Below are 19072 nucleotides of genomic sequence, written 5' to 3' on the forward strand. Positions count from 1 at the left end.
GGGGATCGTGCCGTGAGGCAAAATATCCGCTGACAGCGCCTTGGGAGAGGCATATGTTCGGGGGTATGAATGCACCATCCAGACCATTTTCGTCCGAAGAACTTGAACGCTATGCGCGCCATATCGTGCTGCCAGAAATCGGCGGTCCGGGCCAGCAGAAGCTGAAGGCCGCGCGCGTGCTGATCGTTGGCGCAGGCGGTCTTGGCGCGCCTGTGCTGCAATATCTGGCAGCTGCCGGTGTCGGCACGCTCGGCATTGTCGATGACGACACTGTTTCGCTATCGAACCTGCAACGGCAGGTCATTCACGATACGGAAAGTGTGGGCCAGCCAAAGGTGGAAAGCGCGCTTGCCACCATTGCCCGGATCAATCCACATGTGAAGGTCGAGGGACACCAGCTTCGCCTCGATGCGGACAACGTCGAAACGTTGATCGGCAATTATGACGTCCTGGTGGATGGCTCGGACAATTTCACCACGCGTTATATTCTGGCCGATGCTGCTGCCAGGGTGGAAAAACCGCTCGTGACGGGCGCCATGGGTCGTTTTGATGGCACGGTCACCGTGCTGATGCCTTATACGACCGGGCCGGATGGTACGCAGAACCCATCTTATCGCGATCTCTTTCCAGAAGCGCCGCCACCCGGAACGGTGCCAACCTGTGCCGAAGCCGGTGTGCTTGGCGTCCTGCCGGGTGTGATCGGCAGCCTGCAGGCAATGGAAGTCATCAAGCTCATCACCGGTATCGGCGAACCCTTGGTGGGCCGTCTGCTGCTCTACAATGCCTTGAATGTCCGCTTCGAAACCATTCGTTATAAGGCACGCAAACCGAAATGACGGCTCTGCGTGTCGAGGCTATTGGCGAGAATTTCGGGCAGTGGGAAGAACTGCTCGGCATGATCCGCGACAGCTTCGCCTATATGGACGGCGTGATCGATCCGCCCTCATCGGCAGGTTTGCTGACGGCGGAAAATCTGCGGCAGAAGGCACAGGAAGAAACCGGTTTTGCGGCCTTTCTGGATGACAGACTTGTCGGCTGTGTCTTCATACGGGAAAAGGCCGAGGGCTTTTATCTCGGCAAACTTGCCGTCGCACCCGCCTTTGAGGGAAGAGGCATTGGGCGATTGCTAATGCAAAAGGCGGAAGATGTTGCGGTTGCAAAAGACAAACCATCAATTGAGTTGCAGGTGCGTATCGAGCTTACGCGCAATCGGGCGGTGTTTGAAAAGCTTGGATATCGCAAGATCGCGGAGACCGCGCATCCAGGCTATAGCCGCCCCACATCCATAACCATGCGCAAGGAGATCACGCGTGGCACTGACATTAACGCATGAAGAACGGTCGATAGCCGCAGGCGATCTGGGGGAGGGCGCTGCGATGGCCATGCGCATTGTGGCTGATACCGCGAGGCTGATGGGTGCGCCGCGTCTTATTCCAGTTGCATCGGCACATATTGACGGTGCGCTTTATCACGGCGATAGCGGAACGCTTTTCGCAGAAAAGCTAGTTGAGGGTGGTGCAAAGGTCAAAGTCCGCTCGACGCTCAATGTCGGCTCTATCGATCTGACGGGTTGCTCGCGTAATCTTTTGCCGGCTCACGAAGCTGATATGGCCAAGCGCATGATGCGCGCCTATATCAAGCTTGGCTGCGAGCCGACCTGGACCTGCGCTCCGTATCAGGCGGGACACAGGCCAGCAAAGGGCACAGATGTCGCCTGGGGTGAATCCAATGCAGTCGTGTTCTGTAATTCAGTTCTGGGTGCGCGTACCAATCGTTATGGCGATTTCCTCGATATTGCCTGTGCTATTGCTGGCCGCGCGCCCGATTATGGTCTGCATCGCAGCGAAAACCGTCGCGCTACGGTGGTGATCGATATTTCAGGGCTGGACCCGGCGTTCCTGTCTTCGGAAGTGGCCTGGCCCATTCTCGGCAATCTGTTTGGTCGCAGTGTTGGCACGAATATCGGTGTCGTTGCAGGCAGTCCCGTCCATCCCGATGAAGACGATCTCAAAGCTTTCGGCGCGGCATCGGCATCGGTTGGAGCAGTCGGTCTATTCCATGTTGCTGGTGTCACGCCCGAAGCGCCCGATCTTGAAACGGCTTTGCAGCACCAGAAGCCGGAAGGCGTCATCCGCGTCACACGAGAAATGATCGAGGCGACGCGCAAGCGTCTTTCGACAGTCGAGCAGGTCGATCATATCGATGCGGTTGCCATTGGCAGTCCGCATCTTTCGAGAACCGAATTCGACCGTCTGGAGCGCGCCATAGCGGAACGCAAGCTCGCGGTGCCGCTTTATGCCTGCACGGGCCGTCATGCACTGGTTGAGCTGGAGAAAGACGGACGCAGGCAGGCGCTTGAAAAAGCAGGCGTCGTGATTGTCGCCGACACATGCGTGGTTGTTACACCAATTTTGCCAGCTAAGGATGATGCCATCCTTATGACGAATTCCGGCAAGTTCGCGCATTATGCACCTGGCAACACCGGCTATGGCGTGCTTTACGGTTCGTTGGAAGAATGCGTGGAAAGCGCGGTTGCGGGCAGGCCGGTTTTCGGGAGGCAGGCGGCATGAGCATCGGGGAAAGCACTGTACTCGTTGCAGGAAAAGGGGCAGATGCTGAGGCGCTGGTTCTCTCCGCGCCGATTAGCTTCTGGGGCGGTGTCGATCCGAAGAGCGGGCGGATTGCCGATGTGCGCCATCCGGAACATGGGCGGAGCATCGCCGGGCGTGTGTTGTGCCTGCCCGGAACCATCGGCTCGTCATCCGCAGCAGCCGTTCTTCTGGAGCTGGTCCATAGTGGTCATGCGCCTGCGGCCATTGTCCTGCATGAACCGGATGCGATCCTGCTCCTTGGCCTCATCGTGGCTCGTGAAATGGGGCATGACGTGCCTATCGCCATTGAACTTGACCGCGAGGCGCAAAAGCAACTCGCCGGCCATCGGGTGGCGGTCGGCGAGGATGGGGCAATCGGGATGCGCGTAAAAACAAATGATTGGAGCGCCGATCTGATCCAATCAGATCGAAACGCGCTCTAGTATTGGGTTGAACGATCCACGATATGTTCCAGCGTCCCGTCCCGCTCGAAGGCTTCGATCTGCCGGATGATCTGCGGCACAAGGGCGGTTGCAGATGAGCTTGCTGCCGCGTGCGGAGTGATCGTCACGCGCGGGTGATCCCAGAGAGGGCTGCTGGTTGGCAACGGTTCCTGATTGAACACGTCGAGCGAAGCTGCCGAAAGAAGCCCGCGATCGAGCGCGGCCAGAATATCGGCCTCGTTCTGCAGACCGCCGCGTCCGGCATTGATCAGCACCGGCGCGCCGAGCGGCCCGTCGCTCTTCAGTTGCGCGAACATCGACATGGAGAGGATACCCTTGGTGTCGGGCGTCAGCGGCAGCAGACAGACGAAGATGTCGGTAGTCTTGAGGAATTTCCCAAAGCCGTCCTTGCCGTGATAGGTCTGCACGCCATCGATCTCTTGCGGGCGTCGGCTCCAGCCGGTGACATTGAAGCCGAGCAACTTCAGCTTTTCAGCCGCATCGCGCCCGAGCACACCGAGGCCCATGATGCCGACAGTGACTTCATGAGCCGCAGGTTGGCGGCGATCCTCATGCCAGACATGATTCTGCTGCTGCTTGCGATAACGCTGTCCGAGACGGTGATGGTCCAGCACCTGCCAGACGACATATTCGGTCATGCGCATGGTAAGATCGTCGGAGATGATGCGCACCAGCGGTACATCGGGAATCCGGTCATCGCGGAAGACGTGATCGACGCCTGCGCCCAGCGAGAAGATCACCTTCAGATTGGGCAGGTTCTCAAGCGAGCCCGGCTTCTGCTTCCAGACGAGCGCATATTTGACGGACGGATCTTTTTCCGTGCGATCCGTCACCACCGGACGATCCGGCGCGTGATCCCGAAACGTCTTCAGCCAGATTTCAGGGTCCCAGTCGGTGATCGCCAAAAGGATGTTGCCCTTGGTTTCGCTCATTGTCTTGCTCCTCCCTCTGTTGCCTCCATCCGGAAGGCTGCCGCCATCAACGCCTTGGTATAGTCGGTCTGCGGGTTGGCGAAAACATCCTTCGCCGCGCCATATTCGACCGCCTTGCCGTTGCGCATCACCAGCACGTCATTTGCCAGCGCCCGCACCACTTTCAGATCGTGGCTGATAAAAAGATAGGCGAGATCATGCTTCTTCTGCAATGCGCGTAACAGATCGACCACCTGCGCCTGCACGCTCATATCGAGTGCGGAGGTCGGTTCGTCCAGCATAACGAATTTCGGGTTCAGCACCATGGCACGTGCAATGGCGACGCGCTGGCGCTGGCCACCTGAAAATTCGTGCGGATAGCGGAAGCGGGTTTCCGGATCGAGATTGACTTCGTTGAGCGCAACAACGACACGCGCATCGCGTTCGTCTGCCGACAGTTTAGGCTCATGCACCAGAAGCCCTTCGGCGATGATGTCCGCGATGGTCATGCGCGGTGAGAGCGAGCCGAATGGGTCTTGAAACACGATTTGCATCTCGCGGCGCAGCGGGCGCATATCACTGAAACTGAATTTCGCAATATCGCGGCCGTCGAACCTGATCTCGCCCTTGGATGAAATCATGCGCGACAGTGCGAGGCCAAGCGTCGTCTTGCCGGAGCCCGATTCGCCGACGACGCCGAGCGTCTGTCCGGCGCGTAAGTTTACGTCGATGCCGTCCACCGCCTTCACATGGTCGACGGTCTTGCGCATGAACCCCTTCTTGATCGGGAACCAGACACGGATATCCTTGCCTTCCATCACCGTTTTTGCTGCTGGATCGGCGGCAGGCGGCTCGCCCTTCGGTTCAGCCGCAAGCAGGTGCTTGGTGTAAGGATGCTGCGGGTTTTCGAAAATCTCTTTGGTCGGCCCGGCCTCGACGATCTTGCCCTTGCTCATCACGCAGACCTTGTCGGCGATCTTGCGCACAATGCCGAGGTCGTGGGTGATGAAGAGCATCGACATGCCCTGTGCGGCTTTAAGCTCGGCCAGCAGCTTCAAGATTTGGGCCTGCACGGTGACATCGAGCGCTGTGGTCGGCTCGTCGGCAATCAGCAGCTTCGGCTTGTTGGCAAGCGCCATGGCGATCATGACGCGCTGGCGCTGTCCGCCGGAAAGCTGGTGCGGGAAGGCCGACAGGCGCTTTTCCGGTTCGCGAATGCCGACTTCGTTCAGAAGTTCCAGCGTCCGCGCCCGTGCGGCCTGCTCCCCCATGCCTTGGTGCATTTTCAGGATTTCACCGATCTGCCGCTCCACACTGTGCAGCGGATTGAGCGATGTCATCGGCTCCTGAAAGATCATGGTGATGTCGTTGCCGCGCACACGGCGCAGTTCCGGCTCCGAAGCCTTCATCAAATCCTTGCCATTGAAAAGAATTTCTCCGGAAGGATGGCTGGCAGACGGATAAGGCAGCAGCTTCAGGATGGACAAGGCCGAGACGGATTTGCCTGATCCCGATTCGCCGACAAGGGCGACCGTTTCGCCTTCGGCAATGTCGAAGGATACGCGGTCGACGGAAATGCGTTCCTCGCCATTCTGGCGGAATGCGACGGACAGATCGCGAACGGACAGCAGGATTTTGTTCCCTGATTCGATCATAGACCCGCTCATTGGCCCACTCATTGAAATGCCTTTCGCGGATCGAAGGCGTCGCGTGTTGCCTCACCGATGAAGATCAGAAGCGACAGCATCAGCGAGATGACCACAAAGCCGGTAATGCCGAGCCAGGGTGCCTGCAGGTTATTCTTGCCTTGTGCGAGCAGTTCGCCCAGCGAAGCCGAACCGGGGGGCAGGCCGAAACCGAGGAAGTCGAGCGAGGTGAGGGTGGTGATCGAGCCGTTCAGGATGAAAGGCAGGAAGGTCAGTGTCGCGACCATGGCGTTGGGCAGGAGATGCCGCCACATGATGGTGCCGTTCTTCACGCCGAGCGCACGCGCCGCGTTCACATATTCGAAGTTTCGCGCCCGCAGAAATTCCGCGCGCACGACGCCGACGAAAGCCACCCATGAAAACAACAACATGATGCCCAGAAGCACCCAGAAGCCGGGCGGCAATATCGCCGCGATAATCAGCAACAGGTAGAGAACCGGGATCGAGGACCAGATTTCGATGAAGCGCTGGAACAGAAGATCGACCCAGCCGCCGAAATAGCCCTGAACCGCACCCGCCGTCACACCGATTATTGCCGAGAAGAAGGTGAGAATCAGACCGAACAGTACCGAAATACGGAAGCCGTAGAGTGCGCGTGCGAATACATCGCGCGCCTGATCGTCGGTGCCGAGCAGATTGAAATTGCCGAAGCGACAATTGGGATCGCTCACGCCTTGCGGATAGCGCTGGCAGCGCTCTTCCGCCGAATAGAGCCAGAACGGTTTCGAAGGCGCTGCTTCCGGTATCTCGTTGTTCACGGTGTTGTAGGAATAGCGGATTGGCGGCCAGATGGCCCAGCCATTGTTGTTGATTTCATCCTGTATCACCGGGTCGCGATAGTCGGTGACGGCATAAAAGCCGCCGAATTTTTCTTCCGGATAATCCACGAAAACCGGCATCAGCAACTCGCCCTTGTAGGAAACGAGAATGGGCCGGTCATTTGCGATGAACTCGGAACAAAGCGCTGCGATGAGCAGGAACAGGAAGATCCACAGCGACCAGTAACCGCGCTTGTTGGCCTTGAAGTTCTGCCAGCGGCGCTTGTTGAGTGGTGAAAGAAACGGGCGCTTTACCGGTTGCACGACAGGGGTGAGGGTGGTGTCAGTCATCACACGTCCCTCCGGTCAAAGTCGATGCGCGGATCGATCCACGTATAGGTGAGGTCGGACAAAAGGCCGACCAGAAGGCCGATCAGCGAGAAGATGAAGAGATTGGCGAAGACCACGGGATAATCGCGGTTGATGACCGACTGGTAGCCCAGCAGGCCAAGTCCGTCGAGCGAGAAGATGGTTTCGATCAGAAGCGAACCGGTGAAGAATGCCGAGATGAAAGCGCCCGGAAAACCGGCGATCACGATCAGCATCGCATTGCGGAAGACATGACGATAGAGAACCTGATTCTCGGTCAGTCCCTTGGCGCGCGCCGTGGTTACATATTGCTTGCGGATTTCTTCCAGAAACGAATTCTTGGTCAGCAATGTCGTGGTGGCGAAGGCGGAAAGCACGAGTGCAGTCACCGGCAGCACCATATGCCACAGATAGTCGCCGATCTTGCCCCAGAACGACATCTGCGCGAAATCGGGCGAGGTGAGGCCGCGCAACGGGAACCAGTCGAAGAACGAGCCGCCCGCAAACAGTACGATCAGCAGGATTGCAAACAGGAAGCTTGGAATGGCGTAGCCGACGATGATGACGGCGCTGGTCCAGGTGTCGAAGCGCGAACCGTCCTTGATTGCCTTGCGAATGCCGAGTGGAATCGAGATCATGTAGGACAGAAAAGTCAGCCACAGGCCGAGCGAGATTGAAACCGGCATCTTTTCCTTGATGAGGTCGATCACGCTGATATCGCGAAAATAGCTGCGGCCGAAATCGAAGCGCAGATAGTTCCACAGCATCTGGCCGAACCGTTCCAGCGGCGGCTTGTCGAAACCGAACTGCTTTTCCAGATCGGCAATGAATTGCGGGTCGAGCCCCTGCGCGCCGCGATATTTGGAATTGACCGAGCCGCTGTCGACGGCACTTTGCCCGAAATCGCCACCACCGCCGGAAAGGCGGTCGAGAGCGTCGCCGCCCTGGCCTGAAAGCTGCGCAATCACGCGCTCGACCGGACCGCCGGGGGCGAACTGAACCACAGCGAAGGAAATAGCCATGATGCCGAGTATCGTCGGAATCATCAGAAGCAGACGGCGGAGAATATATGCGCCCATCAGCCCGGTTTTCTCCGCAGGTTCAGGTTTATCTTATGGCTTGCCAACAGCTTCTGCCTTTTCATTATAGAGCGTGATGTCGAAAACCGGTTTCGGTTTCGCGAAATCACGCCTTGATCCACCACAGCGTCTCGACGGGAAAGCCGTAATCGGGCTTCGGCTCCTTGAAACCGAACCGGTCCCAATAGGCCGCGAGATGATTCGCTGTCGTCCAATTTGGAATCCAGTCGCGCCGGATACGCAAGTACCGATCGAGCACCCGCATCGTGGCGACGAGTTCTTCGCGGGTCGAAACCTTGCCGATATCCGCAATCAGCGCATCGATCAACGGGTCTTCCGTACCGGGAAGATTATAGCTGCCCGGCACCTTGGCCGATTCGGAACCCAACATCCCGGCAAGCGATTCTTGCGTCGGCGTGGGGCTGAACTGCAACGCCATACCCACCATGTCGAACTGGAAGTCCTGCATCCGTACCTGATACTGGCTTGCATCGACAAGCCGCAGGCTGGCGTCAATGCCGATGGCGCGCAGTTTCTGCACGAACGGATTGTAGACCCGGGTGAAGGCTTCGGAATTGGAAAGAATCTCCAGCGCGAACTTTGATCCGTCCCTGTCGTGGAACTGGCCGTTCTTGCGCTCGAAACCTGCTTCCTCCAACAGCTTGATGGCCTGTGCGAACTGCGCGCGGTCGCGGCCTGTTCCGTCCGATACCGGCATTAGAACGGCTTCACTGAAAACCTCATCCGGCAGTTTTCCGCGATAACGTTCAAGAACTTTAAGTTCATCAGGCGTCGGCATGCCGCTCGCCTGAAAATCCGATCCGTTGAAGCACGACTGCGAGCGGGCATAGACCTTGTAGAAAAGGTTCTCATTCGTCCATTCGAAGTCGAAGCAGAGCGCAATTGCTTCGCGCACGCGCGGATCGCGGAACCGTTCGCGGCGCTGGTTCAGCGCCCATGCCTGCATCAGCGGGCGTTTCTCTTTCGGAAAAGTACGCTTGATGACCTTTCCCTGCTGGATGGCCGGGAAGTCATAGGCCGTCGCCCAGTTCTTGGAGACGGTCTCCTCGCGGTAGTCGATACTGCCTTTCTTGAAGGCTTCGAATTGCGGCTGGCGGTCGCGGAAAAACTCGATACGGATGCGGTCGAAATGATTGAAGCCCTTCTGCACCGGCAGATCTTTCGCCCAATAATCCTCGACGCGCTCATACTCGATGAACTGACCGGCGGCGAAATTGCCGACCTTGTAAGCGCCTGAGCCCAGCACCGGCTCCATGGTCGTGGCTTCGAAATCGCGATCCTTGAACCAGCTTTCCGACAGGATCGGCACGGCCACGGCATCAAGGATAGCGTTCGGTCCGCGCCCTTCGACGAAGCGCATGCGCACTTCTCTGTTGCCGGTTGCCTCCACCTTTTCGACGCCTGCCAGATACTGGCGCAGCGTTGGATGGCCTTTCTGCTTGATGGTCGCATAGGTGAACAACACGTCTTTCGCCTCAATAGGCGAGCCGTCGTGAAAACGCGCCTCCTTGCGAAGCTTGAACGTGCAACTGCGGCGATCTTTCGAAAGCGTCGCACTTTCCGCGATCAGGCCGTAGACAGAATCCGGCTCGTCCAGCGCCGAAGCCATCAGCGTATCAAAGGTCAGTTCCATGCGCGGCGGCGCATCACCCTTGAACGTGAAGGTATTGAGCGTGTTGAACGTGTCGGTATTCTGGTTCCAGACCCAGCTCGACGGCGCGAAATTGAACGTGCCGCCCTTCGGTGCTTCGGGGCTGGCATAGTCGAAATGTGGAAAATCGGGACCGTATTTCAGGTCACCGAAAGCCGAAAGCCCATGCAGCGCCTTGCCTGTCGGGATGTCGGCAAAGGCCCTTGGCGGCAGGAAGGCTGCAACGGCGGCACTTCCCGAAAGCCCCAGAAAATGGCGGCGGTTCATGCGAAGGATTGTCATTCTCGCTCCGCCCTCATTCACTGCCGGTTTTGAGCTTGGCTTCCTTCGCAGGGTCTATCCACCAGGAGAACGGGTCAATCCCAAGATAGTCCGGCTGCTTTTCAGGCATTCCGAATTTATTCCAATAGGCCACATTGATGTGGTCTGAGTACCATTGTGGAATGACGTAATAGTTCCACAAGAGCGCCCGGTCGAGCGCATGGGTCGAGGCGACCAGCTCCTCACGATCCTTGGCATAGATGACATGGTCGATCAGCTTGTCGATGGCCGGGTTCTTGATACCGGCATAGTTGCGGCTGCCTTTGAAGTCGGCGGCTTTGGAACCCCACATGTCGCGCTGCTCATTGCCGGGTGAACTGCTCTGCGGGATGACGGAGGTGACCACATCATAGTCAAAATCATTGACGCGGGCCTGATATTGCGCCGTGTCGACGATACGCACGGTCGCGTTGATGCCGATCTTGCGCAGGCTTGCTGCGAACGGATTGTAAATACGCTCATCCGTCGGGTCCTTGCCGAGAAATTCGATGGTGAACGGATTGCCCTTGGCATCGACGAGCTTGTTGCCCTGCACTGTCCAGCCGGCTTCCGAAAAGAGTTTCAGCGCGGTGCGCAGATTTTCGCGGGTGGCTTGCGGTGTGTCATAGACCGGCAGCTTGAATTCCTTCGTCAGTGCATCAGCAGGAAGCGAATCCTTCACCGTTTCCAGAATGGCTTGTTCCTCGGGTGTCGGTGGGCCGCTCAGCTCCAGCTCGTTGCCTGCGAAATAGCTGTTGATGCGCTTGTACTGGTTGAAGAACAGCAGGCGGTTCATCGATTCGAAGTCGAAGGCGTAGGTCAGCGCCTGACGCACTTTCGGGTCTTTGAACTTGTCGCGGCGTGTGTTCAGGAAATAGCCCTGCATACGTCCGGCGGCATGGAAGGGAAACGAAGCCTTCACGACATCGCCGCGCTGCACTGCTGGGAAATTATACTGTTCAGCCCAGCGCTGGGCACGATTCTCGTTGCGATAATCGTACTGTCCGCCCTTCTTGAAGGCTTCCCAGGTTGCATCCTCGTTGAAATAGTACTCGTAGCGCAGGCGGTCGAAATTATTGCGCCCGACATTGACGCCCAAATCCTTGCCCCAATAGTCATCGACGCGCGCCCAGGTGATGGAGCGTCCGGGCGTCATGCTGTCGATCTTGTAGGCGGAAGAGCCGAGCGGGATTTCAAGCGTCGGACGGGTAATGTCGCGCTGCTTGCCCTGTGCATCCTTGCCTTCCCACCAGTGCTTGGGCAGAACGGCAAGCTGTCCCAGAATCTGCGGCAATTCGCGATTGCCCTTTTGGCTGAAGGTGAATTTCACCTCATGTTCGCCAGTCTTTTCCGCCTTCTCCACGTCGCCATAATATTTGTTGTACATCGGCGACTGCTTCTTCAGCACATCGAACGACCAGATCACGTCATCGACGGTGATCGGCTGGCCATCGTGCCATTTCGCTTTTGGATTGAGCTTGAACTTAACCCAGGAGAAGTCATCGGGATATTGCAGGGCTTCAGCAATGAGCGGGTATTGCGTCGATCCCTGATCGAGCGAATCCGTCATCAGCGTGTCGTAGAGAAGACCGCCGCCGAAATCGGACAGGCCAGCGGCTGCGACCCCCTGCACCACAAACGGATTGAGACTGTCGAAGGTGCCAACGGCGACCATGTTCAGCGTGCCGCCTTTCGGCGCATCGGGATTCACATAGTCGTAGTGCTTGAAATCAGCAGGATATTTGGGCTCGCCAAGCAGGCTGGAGGAATATCGCCATTGGGGTTCCACGTCATTTGCGCGACCAATTGAAACCGTGCTCGCAAGCATGGCCACCGCAAACGCACCCGCCCAAAAAGCTCTCATCCAGCCTCTCCGTTCCTGTTTCGGATATATTCGAACGAGTTTTATGGGTTTTTGCGGAGGAAGAAAGGCATGCGGGCAAGAAATTTAATGCGGGCACGAAAAAAGCCCGGCGAACCGGGCTTTGATCATGTTTCTATCCTGCAGGCTTAATTGGCGGGTGCCGGTTCCGCAGGCTTCTGTTCGCCGCCTTCTGCAGGCTTTTCGCCTTCGGCTGGCTTGGCTTCGCCGCCCTCAGCCGGCTTTGCATCGCCACCAGCGGCAGGTGCCGCATCAGCGGTCGGCAGCGGAGCCGGATTGTCGGACAGTGTGCGCAGATAAGCGATCAGATCAGCGCGTTCATTGTCCTTCTTGTCGCCAGCAAAGCCCATGGCCGTGCCCTTGATGTAGCCCTTCGGCGAGGTCAGGAACTTGTTGAGATGTTCAAAATCCCACTTGTTGCCCGCAGCACCGAACTCCTTCATGGGAGCCGAATAGCCGAAACCTTCAACAGAGGCAGCCGGACGGTTCACGACATCCCACAGATGCGGACCGACCTTGTTGGCGCCACCCTTTTCACCGGTATGGCATGCAGCGCAACGCTTGAAGACGGTTTCACCGCGCGCCGGATCGGCAGACTGCAGCAACGTCGCAATGGAAACTTCTTCCTTGGCCGGTGCAGCGCCCCCTTCACCGGTCGAGGCTTCCGCCGCTTCGATGATAAAGCCCGGCTTTTCGGGCGCAGGCGAGTGAAACAGCGAATCGGACAGGATGCCTGTCGTCATGACAACGAAAACCGTTGCCAGAAAAGCCATGATAAACTTGTTAGTCCGGGTTGAATTCATCGCCGGTCAGCGCTCCCTCTACCAAAACGCTCTCCCCGAGAACGCTCTCCTAGCCGGCATGCAAACCTTCAATAAAGGTCGCAATTCTCTCCCCGGCATCGGGCGGAAACTAGGTCTTTTACCAGGGCGATGCAACACCTATAACGGTAACTAGACCCGTGACTTTTTGACACTTTTGATGCATTTCCAGCGCCTCGAAAGCGGTTTAAAAGACGTCCGCGACCTTATCGATCTCAAGAGGCGATGATGCTTCAGACATTAAAGACACTCACTCTTATCCCGGCACGCATGGCGTCCACGCGGCTGCCGAACAAGCCGCTCGCCGATATTTGCGGCAAGCCGATGATCGTGCATGTGGCCGATCATGCCGCGGCTGCAAAGCTGGGCCGGACGGTGGTTGCAACCGACAGCGAAGAGATTTTTTCAATCGTTACCGCGCATGGCCATGAAGCCATCATGACGCGCGAGGATCACGAATCCGGCTCCGACCGCATCTATGAAGCATTGATGAAAGTCGATCCGGCGGGCGAGTTTGATGCCGTGGTGAACGTTCAGGGCGACCTGCCGACCATCGATCCCGATATCATCCGCCGTGCGCTTCTGCCGTTGGAAGATGGACCTGCCGACATTGCAACGCTCGGCGTCGAAATCGAGGAAGAGTCGGAGAAGACCAATCCGAGTGTGGTGAAGATCGTCGGCTCCCCGCTTGCCGGCAACAACCGCCTGCGCGCACTTTATTTCACCCGCGCAACCGCGCCCTACGGTGAAGGCCCACTTTATCACCATATCGGCCTTTACGCCTATCGCCGCTCAGCGCTTGAACGCTTTGTGAAGCTTGGGCCGTCTCCCTTGGAGAAGCGCGAAAAACTCGAGCAATTGAGGGCTCTTGAAGCCGGAATGCGTATTGATGTGGAACTTGTGAGGACGGTGCCGCTCGGCGTTGATACGCAGGCCGATCTTGACCGCGCGCGCATTCTTGTAGCACAGGGTATCTAACGGGCCACCGATGAGTGGCATTTAAGAAAGCATGGTACGATGAAAACCAACAGGATTTCCTTTCAGGGTGAAGCGGGCGCGAATTCCGATACGGCGTGCCGCAACATGTTTCCCGATATGGAGCCTTTGCCGTGCCCGACTTTCGAGGATGCCTTCAATGCGGTTGAAACCGGCGCTGCCGACCTCGCCATGATCCCGATCGAGAACACTCTGGCCGGCCGCGTCGCCGATATTCATTATCTGCTGCCGCTCGCCGACATGCATATCATTGGCGAATATTTCCTGCCGATCCATTTCCAGCTGATGGTGCTTCCGGGCGTCAAGCGCGAGGAAATCAAGACGGTACACAGCCATGTCCATGCGCTTGGCCAGTGCCGCAACGTCATCCGCCAGAATGGCTGGAAGGGCGTCATCGCAGGCGATACGGCGGGAGCCGCTCGCCTCGTCGCCGATATGAAAGATCGTTCCATGGCGGCCTTGGCACCAAGCCTTGCCGCCGAGCTCTATGGTCTCGATATTCTGGAAGAAAATGTCGAGGATTCGGAAGATAACGTGACCCGCTTCGTTGTTCTGTCCAAGAACAAGCAATGGGCACAGCGTCCCGAAAATGGCGAACGCATCGTGACGACTTTTGTCTTCCGCGTGCGCAACGTCCCGGCTGCGCTCTACAAGGCGCTGGGCGGCTTTGCCACCAATGGCATCAACATGACGAAGCTCGAAAGCTATCAGATCGGCGGGCGTTTCATCGCCACGCAGTTCTATGCCGATGTCGAAGGACACCCGGAAGACGCAAATCTGCAGCTTGCGCTGGAAGAATTGCGCTTCTTCACCAAGGAAGTGCGGATTCTTGGCGTCTACAAAGGCAGCGATATCCGCGATACGCATCTGCTGGCAGCAGAATAATCAGCCTGCGTCGTAGACCCAGGCCTTTATCAGATGGGTTGCGATGGCGCCGGACGGTGGCACCCGCAACCCATTTTCATGTGTGCCTTCCAGCATTGTCCGCACTTCGGCCTTCGAGAACCAGCGACCGTCTTCCAGCTCCGAACGGTCGATAGTGAAGTCGTCGCTCAAAACCTCGGCATGACAGCCGATCATCAGCGAATAGGGAAACGGCCAGGGCTGGCTCGCATGATAGGCAACGCGACCGATGGAGAGCCCCATTTCCTCGACACTTTCGCGGCGCACGGCGGCCTCGATTGTTTCGCCGTGCTCGATAAAGCCTGCGAGGCAGGAATAGGAACCGGGCGCGAAATGCGGGCTGCGTGCCAGAATGCATTTTTCGCCGCGCACCGGCAGCATGATCGCCACCGGGTCGGTACGCGGGAAATGTTCCGCACCACAGTTCGGGCATTGCCGCTTGGCACCGCCAGCGCGCATGTCGGTTTTTGCACCGCAGCGTCCGCAGAAACGGTGATTGGCATGCCATGCGGTCAGCGCTGCGGCTTGCGCCAGCGCGCCGAGCATATCGGCTGATACCAGCCCTTCCGTATAGATGCTGCGATAATCCTGTAGACGGAAAGGCGCTTCCATCGTCTCGGGGTCGAGCGGTGTCGTCAAAGCGACAAGCGGCGCGCCGTCCTGAAGACCGAGAAAAATCGGCTCGTGAAGATCAGGCGCAAAGTCCTTCGCCTCACCGAGGCGGAACAATGCGCGTGGCGCTTTTTCATCGGCATAGTCGAGAAGCAGCCGGTTACCGCCAAGCAACATGATTCGCGTTTCGGGAAGTTCCAGCGCCGTGAAGGCAGAGTCATCCTGCCGCTTTTCGGATTGGCGGTCGATCCGGTTGCCGGAAAATCCGACAGATCGGCTCGGTTCGATTTCCGGCAGATCGTAGAGACGGAAAGTCATATCTATCTCGGAATTGTTGGGGGATTTAAAGCGCATCCCGAAAAGTGTGAAACGGTTTTCGGAAAAGATGCGCGTGAAAGCAAATTAAAGCGCCGTGCGAATGTCGGCGATCAGCTGGCGGGCGTCTTTTTCGTCATAGGTCTCGCGGGTGCCAAAGCCCCAGACAGGGCCGGGCCAGCCCGCATCGCCTTCATTGCGGGCGATGACATGCAGATGCAGCTGCCGAACGATATTGCCGAGCGCGCCCGTATTGATCTTCTGGCAACCCGTCACAGTCTTGAGCGCCTGCGCAACGATGCCGGTCTCGAAGGTCAGCATGGTCTGGTCGAGCGGGGTCATGTCATGAATTTCCGCAAGGCCGGGACGGCGCGGCACCAGGATCAACCATGGCCAGCGCCGGTCGTTCATCAACCGAAGCTCGCACAGGCCGAGCTTGGCCACGGAAAAAGTGTCGGCATTGAGCCGTTTATCGACTTCGAATTGTTCCATAGGCCGACATTTACCAGTTTTTTTCGTTCAGCGCTTGCTTTTTGCGTGGCGCCCTCCTTGCTTTTTGCTTCACAATTGACGATATGCAGCGTGGGAGGTTGGTGGTGGACGAGCCACTCGCCAACCGGGTCAGGTCCGGAAGGAAGCAGCCCTAACGAGCCACGGCACGGGTCATCGTGCCAGCCTCCCACCCTTTCTCGCTACGCCGACGACTGTTGATGGGTTGCCTCTTTGGTTGACGCCGCTCATGCGTCCGGTCCAAACTGGCGACTGAGAAAAAGCGGAACAGGAAGAACGGAAGGGTCGCTATGGACACAAAATCCGCCGATGGCGCCTATCGCGTTCTCGCCCGCAAATATCGCCCCCAGAATTTCAACGACCTTATCGGCCAGGAGCCGATGGTTCGCACGCTCAACAACGCGTTCGAGACGGGCCGCATTGCGCAGGCCTGGATGCTTACCGGCGTTCGCGGGGTCGGCAAGACCACCACGGCGCGCATTCTGGCGCGTGCTCTCAATTACAAGACCGATACGATCGACCAGCCGACTATCGACCTTTCCGTGCAGGGCGAAAACTGCCAGGCGATCATGGAAGGCCGTCATGTCGATGTGATCGAGATGGATGCCGCCTCGCATACCGGTATCGACGATATCCGCGAGATCATCGAGCAGGTGCGTTACCGCCCGGTTTCGGCGCGCTACAAGGTCTACATCATCGACGAAGTGCACATGCTCTCCAATCAGGCTTTCAACGGCCTGTTGAAGACACTGGAAGAGCCACCGCCGCACGTCAAATTCATCTTTGCCACCACCGAAATCCGAAAAGTTCCGATCACGGTTCTGTCGCGCTGCCAGCGCTTCGACCTGCGCCGTATCGAATCGGGCACGCTGGCGCAGCATCTGCGCCGCATCGCAGAAGCGGAACAGATCGCGGTGGATGACACGTCGCTCGCCATGATCGCACGCGCAGGCGAAGGCTCGGCACGCGATTCGCTGTCGATCTTCGATCAGGCCATCGCGCATGGCGCAGGCACCGTCACGGCGGAAGCCGTGCGCTCCATGCTGGGCCTTGCCGACCGTGCCCGTATCATCGATCTCTTCGAGATGCTGATGCGTGGCGATGTGGCAGGCGCACTGACGGAATTTCGCGCGCAGTATGATGTCGGTGCCGACCCGTCGGTCGTGCTGACCGATCTTGCCGATTTCAACCATCTCGTGACACGACTGCGTTTCACGCCGGATGTGGCCGAAGACGTGTCCCTGTCGGAAGATGAGCGCGTGCGCGGTCGTGAATTCGCGCAGAAACTTTCTGTCCGTGTGCTGTCGCGCACCTGGCAGATGCTGCTCAAGGGCATTGCGGAAGTCGATACGGCGACGAGACCGGTTCAGGCTGCAGAAATGCTTTTGATCCGGCTTGCCCATGCCGCAGATCTGCCGACGCTGGACGAGGCGATTCGCAGTCTCGACAATGGCTCCGTTTCGGCGCCGCGTCCGCAGCCGGGCAATCCGCGGCCGAATGGCGGCGGTGGTGCGCCGGAAGCGCGTTTTGCCGCCGATGCGGTTGGATCGTCTTCGATGGCTCCAGCTTCCGGTGGACCGGCAACGGCCATGCGTATCGTGGAAACACCGCAGCCGGTTCAGCCGTCAGCCGCACCGCAGCAGTTTGTCGAGAACACGCCGCAGCCTTCGGTGCCGGTCAACAGCTTGCATGATGTCGTCGCACTTGCCGACAAGCACCGCGACATGCAGTTCAAGATTCTGGTCAAGGGTTGCGTGCGCCTTGCATCCATTGCACCCGGGCGGCTCGAAATCGGCCTGACCGATGATGCGCCGAAATCTCTGCCGAGCGATATTTCGCAACGCCTCCTGAACTGGACCGGCATTCGTTGGGTGGTGACGGTCGCGCGTGATGTGGCGGGGCAGACCATTTCGGAGGCGGAAACGGAACGTCGCGACAATCTGGTGACCGACGCCCGCGCCGATCCCGATGTCGCCGCTATTCTCGCGGCCTTTCCGGGGGCAAAAATCACCGACGTGCGCATTGCCGTACCGGAACAGAATGACGACGAGGACATTGACCTCGATGCCGTGGTGGAAACACCGGGCGCACCGTCTGAAGACGACTGATTTACGGAATGATGGAGTGAACCCATGCGTGACATGATGGGCATGATGAAGCAGGCGAAGGAATTGCAGGCCAAGATGAAGGCCATGCAGGACGAGATCGCCACGATGGAAGCCTCGGCGTCATCGGGCGGCGGGCTGGTGACGATCACGCTTTCCGGCAAGGGCACCCTGTCGGCGCTGAAGATCGACCCGTCGCTGATGAAGGAAGAAGAGGTTGAAATCCTCGAAGACCTGATTATCGCGGCGCATAACGACGCCAAGGCCAAGCTCGAAGCGGCCATGGCCGAGAAGACGCAGTCGCTCACCGCCGGTCTGCCGATCCCTCCGGGGTTCAAACTGCCGTTTTAGGGGAATATGGCAATAAGGCAGTAGGGCAGTATGTTTTATCTGCCGGAAACGCCGTTGCCGTTGTTTTCCCTATTGCCTTACTGCCCTACTGCCTTATTGCCTTAAAAGATGTCCAAACGAATAGCCGGTCCTGAAATCGAACGTCTCATCCAGCTTCTGGCCCGTGTGCCGGGGCTTGGGCCGCGTTCGGCCCGTCGTGCGGCGCTGCATCTCATCAAGAAGAAAGAAGCGCTTCTGGTGCCGCTTGGTGGCGCCATGCAGGAAGCTGCCGAAAAGGTGCGCATCTGTTCTTGTTGCGGCAATGTCGATACGTCCGATCCATGCACGATCTGCACCGATGAACGCCGCGATCCGACGACCCTCATCGTGGTGGAAGATGTTTCCGATCTCTGGGCGCTGGAACGGGCGGGCACGATGAATGTGCGCTATCACGTTCTCGGCGGTCGCCTGTCGCCGCTCGATGGCATCGGCCCGGACGATCTCAACATCAAGGGACTGGTGGAACGGGTTTCCACGGGTGAGATCAAGGAAGTGATTCTCGCGGTCAACGCTACCGTCGAAGGCCAGACCACGGCGCATTACATCACCGACCAGTTATCGAGCTTCGACGTTCGTGTCACGCGGCTTGCCCATGGCGTCCCGGTCGGCGGCGAGCTTGATTATCTGGATGAAGGCACGCTTGCTGCCGCCTTGCGGGCAAGAACCACCCTTTAGAACGAATGGAGAA

Annotated in this window: 18 protein-coding genes and 1 other RNA gene; 10 read left to right on the forward strand and 9 right to left on the reverse strand. The window is 58.1% G+C overall.

The genetic code is table 11. The features are described from left to right. The first annotated feature begins 53 nt into the window (after positions 1–53). From CES86_RS13100 to CES86_RS13115, 4 genes are read left to right on the forward strand one after another with little or no spacing between them, the layout of a single operon-like run. A complete protein-coding gene (locus CES86_RS13100; RefSeq protein WP_181834082.1) occupies positions 54–836 on the forward strand; it encodes a molybdopterin-synthase adenylyltransferase MoeB in 783 nt (260 codons plus the stop codon). Next, complete coding sequence (locus CES86_RS13105) at positions 833–1333, forward strand: GNAT family N-acetyltransferase (protein WP_011982249.1); 501 nt, start codon at positions 833–835, stop codon at positions 1331–1333. Before CES86_RS13100 ends, CES86_RS13105 begins: the two co-directional genes overlap by 4 nt. Continuing rightward, the gene (locus CES86_RS13110; RefSeq protein ID WP_011982250.1) at positions 1311–2570 is read left to right on the forward strand and encodes an aconitase X; all 1260 of its coding nucleotides are present in this window, start codon (positions 1311–1313) and stop codon (positions 2568–2570) included. Before CES86_RS13105 ends, CES86_RS13110 begins: the two co-directional genes overlap by 23 nt. Further along, positions 2567–3034, forward strand: a complete 468-nt coding sequence (locus CES86_RS13115) for an aconitase X swivel domain-containing protein (RefSeq protein WP_011982251.1) — start codon at positions 2567–2569, stop codon at positions 3032–3034. Before CES86_RS13110 ends, CES86_RS13115 begins: the two co-directional genes overlap by 4 nt. On the opposite strand, the gene CES86_RS13120 is transcribed toward CES86_RS13115, so the two are convergent. From CES86_RS13120 to CES86_RS13150, 7 genes are all read right to left on the reverse strand, one after another. Further along, entirely contained in the window at positions 3031–3987 is a 957-nt protein-coding gene (locus CES86_RS13120) for a 2-hydroxyacid dehydrogenase (RefSeq protein WP_011982252.1), read from the reverse strand. The genes CES86_RS13115 and CES86_RS13120 overlap by 4 nt on opposite strands. Then, complete coding sequence (locus CES86_RS13125; protein ID WP_094514579.1) at positions 3984–5645, reverse strand: ABC transporter ATP-binding protein; 1662 nt, start codon at positions 5643–5645, stop codon at positions 3984–3986. The genes CES86_RS13120 and CES86_RS13125 overlap by 4 nt, the downstream gene beginning before the upstream one ends. Next, entirely contained in the window at positions 5642–6781 is a 1140-nt protein-coding gene (locus tag CES86_RS13130) for an ABC transporter permease (RefSeq protein WP_094514581.1), read from the reverse strand. Before CES86_RS13130 ends, CES86_RS13125 begins: the two co-directional genes overlap by 4 nt. After that, a complete protein-coding gene (locus CES86_RS13135) occupies positions 6781–7878 on the reverse strand; it encodes a microcin C ABC transporter permease YejB (RefSeq protein ID WP_010657819.1) in 1098 nt (365 codons plus the stop codon). The genes CES86_RS13130 and CES86_RS13135 overlap by 1 nt, the downstream gene beginning before the upstream one ends. 106 nt (positions 7879–7984) lie before the next feature. Then, positions 7985–9832 carry an extracellular solute-binding protein gene (locus CES86_RS13140; RefSeq protein ID WP_011982255.1) on the reverse strand — a complete coding sequence of 616 codons (1848 nt, stop codon included), beginning with the start codon at positions 9830–9832 and terminating at the stop codon, positions 7985–7987. A 13-nt stretch (positions 9833–9845) separates the two neighbouring features. Next, positions 9846–11714 (reverse strand): extracellular solute-binding protein, encoded by a 1869-nt coding sequence (locus CES86_RS13145; protein WP_094514582.1) that lies wholly within the window; start codon positions 11712–11714, stop codon positions 9846–9848. Between the two features lie 146 nt (positions 11715–11860). Then, entirely contained in the window at positions 11861–12535 is a 675-nt protein-coding gene (locus CES86_RS13150; RefSeq protein WP_029926112.1) for a c-type cytochrome, read from the reverse strand. Between the two features lie 246 nt (positions 12536–12781). Between CES86_RS13150 and CES86_RS13155 the strand changes: the two genes are divergently transcribed. Together CES86_RS13155 and CES86_RS13160 are read left to right on the forward strand one after the other, a co-directional pair. Further along, a complete protein-coding gene (locus tag CES86_RS13155; protein WP_094514670.1) occupies positions 12782–13531 on the forward strand; it encodes a 3-deoxy-manno-octulosonate cytidylyltransferase in 750 nt (249 codons plus the stop codon). A gap of 39 nt (positions 13532–13570) precedes the next feature. Beyond that, positions 13571–14434 (forward strand): prephenate dehydratase, encoded by an 864-nt coding sequence (locus CES86_RS13160; RefSeq protein ID WP_011982259.1) that lies wholly within the window; start codon positions 13571–13573, stop codon positions 14432–14434. Here the strand turns inward: CES86_RS13160 and nudC are convergent, their stop codons facing one another. Continuing rightward, on the reverse strand, positions 14435–15382 hold the full coding sequence (gene nudC / locus CES86_RS13165) for an NAD(+) diphosphatase (RefSeq protein ID WP_040129042.1): 948 nt from the start codon (positions 15380–15382) through the stop codon (positions 14435–14437). Positions 15383–15466: 84 nt separating this feature from the next. Beyond that, entirely contained in the window at positions 15467–15871 is a 405-nt protein-coding gene (locus CES86_RS13170) for an HIT domain-containing protein (RefSeq protein WP_011982261.1), read from the reverse strand. A gap of 93 nt (positions 15872–15964) precedes the next feature. Here CES86_RS13170 and ffs point away from each other — a divergent pair. The 4 genes from ffs to recR all read left to right on the forward strand — a co-directional run bounded on the left by ffs (position 15965) and on the right by recR (position 19059). After that, positions 15965–16062, forward strand: an RNA gene (gene ffs, locus CES86_RS13175) — signal recognition particle sRNA small type. Positions 16063–16179: 117 nt separating this feature from the next. Further along, positions 16180–17997, forward strand: coding sequence for a DNA polymerase III subunit gamma/tau (locus CES86_RS13180; RefSeq protein ID WP_011982262.1), 1818 nt, complete (start codon positions 16180–16182; stop codon positions 17995–17997). 24 nt (positions 17998–18021) lie between these two features. Beyond that, the gene (locus tag CES86_RS13185; RefSeq protein ID WP_010657829.1) at positions 18022–18345 is read left to right on the forward strand and encodes a YbaB/EbfC family nucleoid-associated protein; all 324 of its coding nucleotides are present in this window, start codon (positions 18022–18024) and stop codon (positions 18343–18345) included. Between the two features lie 108 nt (positions 18346–18453). Further along, positions 18454–19059: a recombination mediator RecR gene (recR, locus tag CES86_RS13190; protein WP_010657830.1), complete on the forward strand. Its 606-nt coding sequence runs from the start codon at positions 18454–18456 to the stop codon at positions 19057–19059. Positions 19060–19072 lie beyond the last annotated feature (13 nt).

The organism is Brucella lupini (assembly GCF_002252535.1).
Classification (GTDB): Bacteria; Pseudomonadota; Alphaproteobacteria; order Rhizobiales; family Rhizobiaceae; genus Brucella; species Brucella anthropi.